This is a genomic window from Gemmatimonas sp. UBA7669 (genome assembly GCF_002483225.1).
GTDB lineage: Bacteria > Gemmatimonadota > Gemmatimonadetes > Gemmatimonadales > Gemmatimonadaceae > Gemmatimonas.
In genome coordinates this window covers 111,321-121,880 of sequence record NZ_DLHL01000054.1, presented here as the reverse complement: position 1 = coordinate 121,880, position 10,560 = coordinate 111,321, and the positions used below count along the sequence as shown (strand labels likewise).

General features: G+C 66.1%; 10 protein-coding genes. 9 read left to right on the top strand and 1 reads right to left on the bottom strand.

Features of this window, described 5'->3' with window-relative positions:
* Positions 1-579 precede the first annotated feature (579 nt).
* Complete coding sequence (locus B2747_RS20280) at positions 580-1,113, bottom strand: DsbA family protein (RefSeq protein ID WP_414652207.1); 534 nt, start codon at positions 1,111-1,113, stop codon at positions 580-582.
* Between B2747_RS20280 and B2747_RS16940 the strand changes: the two genes are divergently transcribed.
* From B2747_RS16940 to B2747_RS16900, 9 genes are all read left to right on the top strand, one after another.
* Positions 1,046-1,300 (top strand): hypothetical protein, encoded by a 255-nt coding sequence (locus B2747_RS16940; protein WP_291163661.1) that lies wholly within the window; start codon positions 1,046-1,048, stop codon positions 1,298-1,300. The genes B2747_RS20280 and B2747_RS16940 overlap by 68 nt on opposite strands.
* A 182-nt stretch (positions 1,301-1,482) precedes the next feature.
* Positions 1,483-3,591, top strand: a complete 2,109-nt coding sequence (uvrB, locus tag B2747_RS16935) for an excinuclease ABC subunit UvrB (protein ID WP_291163658.1) — start codon at positions 1,483-1,485, stop codon at positions 3,589-3,591.
* Positions 3,581-4,069: a tRNA (adenosine(37)-N6)-threonylcarbamoyltransferase complex ATPase subunit type 1 TsaE gene (gene tsaE, locus B2747_RS16930; protein ID WP_291163655.1), complete on the top strand. Its 489-nt coding sequence runs from the start codon at positions 3,581-3,583 to the stop codon at positions 4,067-4,069. The genes uvrB and tsaE overlap by 11 nt, the downstream gene beginning before the upstream one ends.
* Before the next feature lie 75 nt (positions 4,070-4,144).
* On the top strand, positions 4,145-5,641 hold the full coding sequence (locus tag B2747_RS16925; protein WP_291163652.1) for an HD-GYP domain-containing protein: 1,497 nt from the start codon (positions 4,145-4,147) through the stop codon (positions 5,639-5,641).
* 94 nt (positions 5,642-5,735) lie between these two features.
* Positions 5,736-6,428, top strand: coding sequence for a tRNA (adenosine(37)-N6)-threonylcarbamoyltransferase complex dimerization subunit type 1 TsaB (tsaB, locus tag B2747_RS16920; protein WP_291163649.1), 693 nt, complete (start codon positions 5,736-5,738; stop codon positions 6,426-6,428).
* A 5-nt stretch (positions 6,429-6,433) separates the two neighbouring features.
* Positions 6,434-6,970, top strand: a complete 537-nt coding sequence (rimI, locus tag B2747_RS16915; RefSeq protein ID WP_291163646.1) for a ribosomal protein S18-alanine N-acetyltransferase — start codon at positions 6,434-6,436, stop codon at positions 6,968-6,970.
* Between the two features lie 198 nt (positions 6,971-7,168).
* Positions 7,169-7,678 carry a single-stranded DNA-binding protein gene (locus tag B2747_RS16910; RefSeq protein ID WP_291163643.1) on the top strand — a complete coding sequence of 170 codons (510 nt, stop codon included), beginning with the start codon at positions 7,169-7,171 and terminating at the stop codon, positions 7,676-7,678.
* 231 nt (positions 7,679-7,909) lie between these two features.
* On the top strand, positions 7,910-9,451 hold the full coding sequence (locus B2747_RS16905; RefSeq protein ID WP_291163640.1) for a LysM peptidoglycan-binding domain-containing protein: 1,542 nt from the start codon (positions 7,910-7,912) through the stop codon (positions 9,449-9,451).
* Between the two features lie 130 nt (positions 9,452-9,581).
* Complete coding sequence (locus B2747_RS16900) at positions 9,582-10,547, top strand: NAD-dependent epimerase/dehydratase family protein (protein ID WP_291163637.1); 966 nt, start codon at positions 9,582-9,584, stop codon at positions 10,545-10,547.
* Positions 10,548-10,560: the final 13 nt, after the last annotated feature.

Below are 10,560 nucleotides of genomic sequence, written 5' to 3'. Positions count from 1 at the left end.
CCGGATTTGAGGTGTCCACCGAGGCTCCTGCGACTGGAGAGTGCATGGCAGAAGCAGGAAAACGGGGATGTATGCGAGATTGCTCACCAGACTTTGGCTCCATCGAGAGGCAAGAGAAGGGATCGAGGGGCGCCCGCAAGTGCTCGGAATCTCGTGGGCGCCACTCGTCGATTTCTGGCTGTCGGACCCTAACAGGTCCCGTCAGAGTCAAAGTAGAAGTTCAAGTATGTGGTTGAGCCTCCCCCATTGCAGTACGAACCAGTCTCTTCGCAGCAGGTCCCTGTTCCGGGACTGGAGGGTTCGCAGCTGCCAGAATCCTTTCGAAGGGCGTCAAAAACGACGTCTCCACCGACAAAACACATTTCTAGATCGAGTGGGCAACAGGTGCCGGGCTGTGCGCACGCATCGTTGAACGCCGCTCCATGCTTCTGCGAGAATGCCAAGGGGGCGCTCAAGAACAATACGAGGACTGACGACAGGAGCGCCAAGCGCCGCGTACGTGAAGTTGAGGAGGACATGAACTTCGCCTCTTGAAGTACTGTGACTTGCCTCGCGCCAACATTTGTGGCGAGAGCACTTCTACCTCTGGGACCTGAGAGCCGCCTCGACAGAGTCGGCTACCTCCTTGATCGGGGTACCTGGGATGAAAAGCACGTTGTTCACTGCAAAAGCCGGCGTTCCTCGAAGACCTAAATCGGCTGCGAACGAAAGATGTCGCTCGACTCTATTTCGCCCTGCCTCCGTATGCAGGCATGTGTGAAACGAATCCGTGTTGCGGACTCCAGCCAACTCGGCCCACTCTTGCGTCGACACCGATCCAAGACTTGAACCGGCGGCAAATAGAGCATCATACGTCCGTTCGAATTGACCCTGTTGTGCCCCACATTCCGCGACTAAGGCTGCGCGGTATGCGTGCGGGTGGATGCGACTGAGCGGATAGTGGACGAACGCAATCGCAACCTGGTCCGGGAAACTCATCCGAAGTGAGTCGATAGTAGGTTTGACTCGCTGACATACTGGACATTCGAAGTCGGCGAACTCTGTGATGACGACCTTTGCATCGCGCGGCCCGATCCAGTTTGCTTCCTTGGCGATCGATGCCAGCTGCGGCACCTGGCGAGCGCTTGATGTCGGTGAGCCGCCCGGAGGCAATCCACCAAACAGGCTGGAATTGCGCGCCGCCAGTGCTGTAACCGACAATGCACAAAAAGCGATGACCACGATGGCACCATCCACCAACTTTGCGCGAAAGGACATCAGCGCCCCCTTTGAAGAACACCAAATGAACTGCATGACCTAAATTTCACGGGCTAATATCCCCCCCCCCCCTTCGATTCGCGCAAGAGTAATTTTTTTGCTGGGTCTGCTGGAGAACCCAGTGCAGCCCCAACGCTGCGCATCACACAGCCAGCCGAGACGGCACGAAGACGAACCTTGCGTACGGTGGGCGAACAAAACCCGACAACCCGCTATATTTCGGGGATGTCGAGCCCTTTCCGTCTGGAGACTCCGTTTCCGCCCGCCGGTGACCAGCCGCGGGCCATTGCCGAACTCACCGCCGGCCTCACCCGCGGCGATCGCTATCAGACGCTGCTTGGCGTCACGGGCTCTGGCAAGACGATGACCATGGCCAATGTCATCGCCAACTACGGGCGGCCCACGCTGGTGCTGTCGCACAACAAGACACTCGCGGCACAGCTCTACGGCGAACTCAAGTCCTTCTTTCCCACGAATGCCGTCGAGTACTTCATCTCGTACTACGACTACTATCAGCCCGAAGCCTACGTCCCCTCGAGCGACACCTACATCGAGAAGGACGCCAGCATCAACGAGGACATCGATCGCCTGCGTCTGCGCGCCACGAGTTCGCTCATGGAGCGCGACGACGTCATCATCGTGGCCACGGTGTCGGCCATTTACGGCCTCGGTGATCCGGTCTCGTACCGCGAACGCATGGTGAGCATCGCGCACGGTCAGCAAGTGGCCCGCGACGACATTCTGCGCGAACTGGTGGGCATCCAGTATCTGCGCAACGACGTGGCCTTCGATCGTGGCACGTTCCGCGTGCGCGGTGACACGGTGGAGATTTTTCCGGCCTACGAGGAACAGGCTGTGCGCATCGAGCTCTGGGGCGACGAGGTCGAACGCATCTCGAAAATCGATCCGGTCACCGGCGGTACCATTGCCACGCTCGAACGCATGGCCATCTACCCGGCCAAGCACTTCATCACCAACCGCCCCACCATCGAGAAGGCCGTAAAAGCCATTCGCGATGAGTTGGGTGGGCGGCTGGCCGAGCTCAACATGCAGGGCAAGCTGCTCGAGGCCCAGCGACTCGAACAGCGCACCAACTTCGACATCGAGATGCTGCTCGAAATCGGCACCTGCGCCGGCATCGAGAACTACTCGCGGCACATCAGTGGACGCGAGCCCGGCGAGCGCCCCGCCTGTCTGTTCGACTACTTCCCTCCCGGTGAGTTTCTCGTGGTGGTGGACGAGTCGCACGTCACGCTGCCGCAGGTGCGCGCCATGTACAACGGCGACCGCGCACGCAAACTCACGCTCGTGGACTACGGCTTCCGTCTTCCCAGCGCGCTCGACAACCGGCCGCTGGTCTTCGAGGAGTTCATGGAGCTGGTGCCGCGGCTCGTGAATGTGTCGGCCACGCCCGGCGAGCTCGAACTGCAGCTCAGTGAGGGCGTGGTGGTGGAGCAGGTCATTCGCCCCACGGGCCTGCTCGATCCGGTGGTGGAGATCCGTCCCGTGAAGGGGCAGGTGGACGACCTGCTGCACGAAATCCGTCTGCGCGAGCGCAAGGGCGAGCGGGTGCTCGTTACCACGCTCACCAAGCGCATGTCGGAAGATCTCACCGACTATCTGCAGCAGATGGGCGTGCGCGTGCGCTACATGCACAGCGACATCGACGCCATCGAGCGCATGGAAATCATTCGCGGTCTCAGACTGGGCGAGTTCGACGTGCTGGTGGGCATCAACCTGTTGCGCGAAGGCCTCGATATGCCCGAGGTGTCGCTGGTGGCCATTCTCGATGCCGACCAGGAAGGCTTCCTGCGCAGCGATCGCTCGCTCATCCAGACCATCGGGCGCGCGGCCCGCAACCTCAACGGCACGGCGGTGCTCTACGCCGATCGCATTACGGGCTCCATGCAGCGCGCACTCGACGAAACCGCCCGTCGCCGCACCATGCAGCATGAGCACAACCTTGCGCATGGCATCGTGCCGCGTGGTGTGACCAAGAGTGTCGACGAAGTCCGCTTCATCACGCGGGTGGCCGACGCCCGCGAGGAACGCGAAGGTGTCGCACCGGCCCCCAAGAAGCTGGGCGGCGAGTCGGTGGCGCGGAGTCGCGAGGAGCTCGAGCAATTGGTGGGCGAACTGGAAGTGGCCATGCGCGAGGCGGCCAAGGCCCTGGATTTCGAGGCCGCCGCCCGTTTGCGCGACCAGTTGTTCGAAGTGCGCACGGCCCTGGGGCAGGCACCCGCGCAGGCGCGTGGCAACGCCGTGGCCCCCAAGCGTCCGCCGGGCAGTGCGCCGCGGCGTGGTGGCGCGGGAGGGCGCCGCGGTGGACGATAAGGCCTCGCCGTTTGCCCATCTGTTGGGACGCGGCGCGCCGCGCGCGCCGGATCTCGAAACGCTCGAAGCCTGGGGGCGCGCGGTCGGGGCCGCGCTCCCCCGTCCCGCCATTATCACCCTCGAAGGCGACCTGGGGGCAGGCAAGACAACACTCGCGCGGGCAATCTGCGCGGGCATCGGCGTCGAGAATCTGGCGGCCGTGACCAGCCCCACGTTTTCGCTCGTGCAGCACTACGAGGCCCCCAACGGGCCCGTGGTGCACGTCGACCTGTACCGACTGCGCAGCGAGGCCGAGCTGGAGCAGCTTGGCTGGGACGAACTCGTGGCCACCAGTCCGGTATTGCTGGTGGAGTGGCCCGATCGCGCCGCGGGCACGCTGCCGCCGGATGTCATCGCGCTGACACTCACGCACGATGTCGAACATCCGGACCGGCGGGTCCTGCGTATACGTGCTGCGCTGGAGCCGCTGCGTTCTTGACCCGATGACGGGCCGAGTCGTCTTGCCTCAGGTGGGGTCTGCGCGACCTCCTGGCTGACTCTGATTCCCGTTGCCGTGTCCCGTCTCACTCCATCGACATCCCTGCCGTCGGTCGCCATGGCCCGCGGCGACGTGCGCCTCGCCGAAGTCATCGGCGCGCTCACGTATGCGCTCGATCTGACGGAAGGCCAGCGCCCCGGGCACACGCTGCGCACCACGCTCATCGCCATGCGACTGGCTGATGATCTGGGGCTGGACGGCGACACGCGAGGCGCGCTGTATTACGCGGCCCTGCTCAAGGACTCGGGGTGCAGCAGCAATGCGGCGCGCATGGCCGCACTCTTCGGCAGTGACGATCAGGATCTCAAGCGCAGCATGCGCCTCGTGGACTGGCACGACAAGTTCCGTCTGGCCATGCGTACGGCGAAGAATTGCGGCGTGGGTCTCAACCCGTTCTCACGCATCCGGCACTTCCTCGCCGTGGCGCGCACCCCGTCGTTTACGCGCGAAATCATTCAGACGCGCTGCGAGCGCGGTGCGCAGATCGCGCAGGTGCTCGGCTTTCCCAAGGCCACCAGCGACGCCATTCTCTACGTGGACGAGCACTGGTGCGGCGTGGGGCATCCGTTTGGTATTGCCGGCGACGAGATTCCGCTGCTGTCGCGCATTCTGTTGCTGGCGCAAACGGTCGAAGCGTATTGGAGCGAAAACGGCGTACGTGCGGCGCTCGACATGGCCAAGGCGCGTCGCGGCACCTGGTTCGAGCCGCGATTGGTGGACCTGCTGCGCCAGTGGCACAATGACAAGGCGTGGTGGGCGCGGCTCGCTGATTTTGACACGCTGGACCAGTCAGTTGTGGCGATGGAGCCGAGCAGCACGCCGCTCGTGGCGACCGACGAGCGCCTCGATCGCATCAGTCATGCCTTCGCCGCCGTTATCGATGCCAAGACCCCCTTCACCGCTCGGCACTCCACCAATGTCGCGCGCTATGCGGTGGGTATTGTCTCGGCCATGGGCGTAGATCTCGCTGATACGCGGCAGGTGCTGCGCGCGGGCCTGTTGCATGACATCGGCAAGCTGGGCGTGTCCAATCGCATTCTCGACAAACCCGACAAGCTGACCGACGAGGAGTTTGCGACCATTCGCAAGCATCCGCAGTGGACCAAGGACATTCTCGATCACGTGAGTGCCTTCCGGCATTTTGCGCCCGATGCGGCGCGGCACCACGAACGACTCGACGGACGCGGCTATCCCTGGCGCATCGAGGGCGAGCAGCTCTCGTACACGGCGCGTGTACTCGCCGTGGCCGATGTGTATGAGGCGCTGAGCGCGACGCGCCCGTACCGCGCTGGCTTGCCCGTGCAGACCGTGGTGGACATCATGGCCCGCGATCGCGGCACGGCCTTTGATCCGCAGATCTTTGACGCCGCGGTGGCGCTGGCCGAATCGGGCACGTTTGCCGAGCTCTCGCAGGTGACCGAGGCGGGATTCGAAGCGCTGCAGGCTCTGGTGCCACATCCGCACCTGCCGCTGCACTCGCCCGAGGCAGAGCGTCGCGCGGCGGCAGCCTAGTTCACCGGCCTGACGGGCCTTCCTGACGCTTTGCGCCTTTCCTTGACGCGCCACCAACCTGTTTCCCGGCGTCGAGGCTGAGTAGAATGAGCGCGTGACCGCGCTCAACGATTCGCAGCCCATTCTGGTGGTCGAAGCCGCCACCGCGCAGGGCTCGGTGGCCCTGCTGACGGCCGCGCATGCACCGCGGGTGCGGCGCGTAAGCATGGGTGTGGGCCGGGAGGATCAGTTGTTTCCGGCCATTCAGGAGTTGCTGACCGAGGCCGAGCTGTCGCCCGGCGCACTCGGCGCCGTGGTCTGCGGCGCAGGGCCGGGGTCGTTCACCTCGCTGCGCATAGCGGCCTCGCTGGCCAAGGGGCTGGCCCATGGGGCGGGATGCGCGCTCTTTGCCGTGCCGTCGCTGCTGTTGGCCGCCGCGGCGCTGCCGTCTGACCTGCCGGCCGGCCGCTACCTGCTGCATGCCGACGCGCTGCGCGGTGAGCGCTATGTGCAGGCGGCTCTGATTCATACAGGCGGGCGGGTCGAAGCCGACGGATCGCTGTCGCGAATATCGACCGAGTCCTTTGCCGCCGGTACCTCGGCTGCAGATCGTGTCGTGGTGGGCCCCGAAGTGCCGGCGCTGCCATCGAGGGCCGCGGTATGGCCCGATGCCGCACGCTGCCTGCAGGTGGCTGGTGCGTGGCGCGAGGTGCCCGTGTCGCTCAACGACTGGGAGCCGGAGTACGGTCGTCTGGCTGAAGCGCAGGTCAAGTGGGAGGCGGCACACGGCGTGTCCCTTCCGGGCTGACGCGGATGGGCACGGTGCGCGCGGCTGCATCCGGACCCGGCATCACCATCCGGGCCATGCAGGTAGGGGACCTGTCGGCTGTGGCTGCCATCGAGGCGGCGTCGTTCAGCGATGCCTGGCCGCGCAGCGCCTTTGCCGAGCTGATGCCGCGAGGCTATGCCCGACTGCGCGTAGCGGTGGCCGCCAATGGCGAGGTGTGCGGATACTGCGTGCTGCTGCTGGCCGGGGGCGAGGGCGAGATCGCGAACATTGCCACGCACCCCGCCTGGCGTGGCCTCGGGGTGGGGCGGGCGTTGCTGCGGGAAGCGCTCGCGGCGGCCGATGAGGCCCTGGCCGAGGCTATATTTCTGGAGGTACGCGAGTCGAATGCAGCCGCGCGCGCGCTCTATGCGGCGCAGGGCTTCGTGCAGGTCGGCCGTCGTAAACAGTACTACCAACAACCGGCCGAAGACGCGCTCGTGATGCGGCGCGCACGGGGGGCCTCGGCGCCTTCCTCGCGTGCTGCGGACGACCACGCCACCCCGTCACCGTCTTCAAGCTGAGACTCGCTGATTTCCGCTCATCTTTGCCGCAGTGTGCCGACGGCTGCGCCTTGCGTTGCCAGAGCACCATGCGCGTGTGAATGGTGCAACGGTCCCGCAGTATCGGCTTTAGCATGGGTGCCGTAGGACAGGCGCCACCCCAGTGTTCCGAAAGTTTCTCGAATCACTTCACCCGTTCGTTCATCGCAAGGAGGTACCGTGAGCCGCAGTCTGAACAAGGCCATCCTGATCGGCAACGTGGGGGGCGACCCCGAAGTGCGCACTGTGGGGACGGGAGGCCGAGTGGCCACGTTCTCGCTGGCCACGGGTCGCACCTGGAACGATGCCAACGGCAACAAGCAGGAGAAGACCGAGTGGCACCGCTGCGTGGTGTGGAACAGCGCGCGTGGCAGCGGTCTCGCCGACGTCGTCGAGAAGTACGTGCGCAAGGGCGAGAAGGTCTATGTGGAGGGCGAGATCGAGTACCGTCAGTGGCAGGACAAGGACGGTCAGACCCGCTACACCACCGAGATCAAGGTCAAGGAGCTCATGCTGCTTGGTGGCCGCGCGGGTGGCGGTGGAGGTGGCGACGAAATGGACAGCGCGCCGCGTCGTTCGCCCGCGCCGGCCTCGCGTCCCAAGGCTGCGGCGGCTCCGGCGGCCGGTGGGGATGACTTCAATGACTTCCCCGGCGCGCTGGAAGACGAAGACGACGATCTCCCGTTCTGATTTGCCCTGTTCTGCAGGTTCAATGGTCACGCGCGCCCGGCCGGTGAGGCCGGCCTGGCGCGTGTGACGGAAACCGCCATCAGCGTGACGGCTGCGGGCGTTACGTGACATCGTCGCAGGCGTCTCCGGTGTGAGCCCCCGCGCCTCAGGGTGAGGGGGCCCGCACCGACGCGATCACCCGATCGATGGGAGGGGTGCGGGATGACTTCCTTACTTCGTAGAGGTTGTGCGATGCGCGCTGTCCGTCGAGCGCAGTCCACGTCGGTCGTGCCCTCGCGGCAGGCTGCCGCGCTGCTTTATCGCCTGTTGATGGCTGTGGTGGCCACCGCGGCGCTGCTCATCGTATGGCGACCGCGCGTGGTGCACGCGCAGGGCGCGCAGTCGGTGGAGGCACAGGCCTCCGACTCCGCCGCCGCACCGTCGTCGGCACAGGCGCAAGCCACACGTCAGCCGCCCGCCACCACCACCCACGTGGTCAAGCCGGGCGAAACGCTGTGGAGCCTGGCGGCCCGCTATTACGGCGATGGGCATCAGTGGCAGGAGCTGGCGCGTCGCAATGGCATTGCCGCCACCGATGGGGCGCCACTCCGCGTGGGTCAGCGTCTTACCGTGCCGGCGCGTCGTGTGGCCAGTGGCAGCAAGGCTGCCGCCGCCGCGGCGGCCCCGGCCGACAGCACCGTGCCGCGCGTGGCGCTGGCCAAGGCGGGCGAGGGCACGCTGCCCACGCCGCCGGCAGCGGCCCGCTCGGCGGCTCCTGCGGGTCGGGGGTCACTGGCTGCGCAGACCGCAGGCAAGTCCAACGCCGCCGGCACGGCCGGCTCCAGACCGACTGCACAGGCCGCGGCTCCCAAGCCCGCGCAGTCGTCCGCGCAGTCCCAGGCGCAGGCTGACACTTCTCGTGCCAACCTCACGCCGCAGGTCGGCACCATGCTGGGTGAGCGCAGTCTCAAGCGCATCGGGCTGGTGGACCAGTCCACTCAGGCGGCGTCGCGCAAGCCGGCGGAGGGCGAGACGATCTTCCATCTCGACATGCCCGATGCGGCCGAGGCGGAGCGTCGCACCCGGGCTGCCCTGCGTCCCAATGTGCCGGTGCTGCGTCAGGCGGAGTTTGAGGCCGCGCCCTATCTGGCCACCGAATCCCTCGTCAGGAGCACTGGGCGTATCGTGGCTCGGCGTGGAGCGTCGGCCGAGGCCGACCAGACCTATCCGCAGCGCGCTCTCAAGACCGACGAAGTGGAGGTCCGGCCGCCGACCGGGACCACCTGGGCCGTGGGCCAGCGCCTGGTGGCCTTCACCACCCAAACGCTGAGTGGCGCCAACAAGGGGCGGCAGGTGGTGGTGCCCACTGGCGTCCTGGAGGTACGCAAGGCGGAGGGTGGCTCGGTGGCCATCGCCGAAGTGCTGCGTCAGTCGGGTCGCGTCGAACAGGGCCAGCAGCTCGTGGCCGCGGCCGGTGAGGCCGCGCCGCGTGTCCAGGCGCAGAAGCTGGCGTCGCCCGATGTGAATACCTCGGTGCTCTGGCTCGACCCCAACGAACTGCTGCCCACGCTCTCCAGCTACCTGGTGCTGGGCGCCGGCGCCGACAAGGGGCTCAAGCCAGGCGACGAGGTGGCGCTCTACGCCGCCGTGGCCGGCGCGCAGGAAAGTGTGATGGCCACCGCGCGCATTGTCCGGGTGGACGCCTCGTCCAGCACGGCCGTGATCGTCAGCCAGCAGGGCCGCGAGATTGCCGTGGGCATGAGCGCCCGCCGTTTCGCCAAGGCGCCCGAGTAAGTTCGGGCGTGCTCAGGGGCTCCCGAGAGCCCTGTCACAAATCTGGTGCGCGCCGGGTCCCCCGTGGGGCCCGGCGCGCGTTTACATTGGACCCATCCACCCACCATTCGATCCCGAGGCAGGGCACAGCATGGCGAACACGGTTCTGGTGACGGGCGGCGCCGGTTTTATCGGCTCGCACGTGGCGGACAGATTCCTGGCGGAAGGCTGGCAGGTCACCATTCTCGACGACCTGTCGAGCGGACGGGAGGAGAACATTCCGTCGGCGGCGCGCTTTGTGCGCGGCGACATCACGACGCCCGAAGCGGCGGCGCTGGTGCGTGACGGCAAGTTCGACGTGCTCTGTCATCTGGCCGCGCAAATCGATGTGCGCCGCAGCGTGCTCGACCCGGTCTACGACGCCACGCGCAATATTCTTGGCACGCTCAATCTCATGGAGGCCGTGAAGGCCGGCGGCCACGCGACGCGCACGATTTTTTCGTCCACTGGTGGCGCGCTGTACGGCGACTTCGATCCGCCTCCGAGTGCGGAGACGCTCGCCAAGGATCCCGAGGCGCCCTACGGCATCGCCAAGCTGTCGGTGGAGTACTACCTCGCCTACTACGGGCGTGTGCATGGTCTCGACACCGTGGCGTTGCGCTATGGCAACGTGTACGGACCGCGGCAGGATCCGCACGGCGAGGCGGGTGTGGTGGCCATCTTCTGCAACCGGCTGCTCGACGGACGCGCACTCACCGTCTTCGGTGATGGCACTCAAACACGCGATTACGTGTATGCGGGCGATGTGGCCGGTGCAAACTTCGCGGCCGCCACGCGCACGCTCCCGCCACGCGGGCGCCTCGATGCGCGCGCGTTCAACATCGGCACGGGAATCGAGACCTCAGTGAACACGCTGGCAGAAACGTTGCGGCAGGTGTCGGGGGCCACCGCACCCATCGACTACGCGCCCGCACGCGCGGGCGAACTGGCGCGCTCGGCACTCAACACGGCCAAGGCGCGTGAGGTGTTGGGCTGGCAGCCCACGGTGTCGCTCCAGGAAGGACTGCAGCGCACCTATCAGTTCTTTGCCGCGCGGCGCGCGAAGGCGTCGGCGTGAGCGTGAGTGCCGG

Bases quoted from the DNA above. Each gene is read 5' to 3' on its own strand.
- B2747_RS16940 (WP_291163661.1), top strand. From the start codon at position 1,046: ATGACGACCTTTGCATCGCGCGGCCCGATCCAGTTTGCTTCCTTGGCG.
- uvrB (WP_291163658.1), top strand. From the start codon at position 1,483: ATGTCGAGCCCTTTCCGTCTGGAGACTCCGTTTCCGCCCGCCGGTGAC.
- rimI (WP_291163646.1), top strand. From the start codon at position 6,434: ATGGGCACGGTGCGCGCGGCTGCATCCGGACCCGGCATCACCATCCGG.
- B2747_RS16905 (WP_291163640.1), top strand. From the start codon at position 7,910: ATGCGCGCTGTCCGTCGAGCGCAGTCCACGTCGGTCGTGCCCTCGCGG.
- B2747_RS16900 (WP_291163637.1), top strand. From the start codon at position 9,582: ATGGCGAACACGGTTCTGGTGACGGGCGGCGCCGGTTTTATCGGCTCG.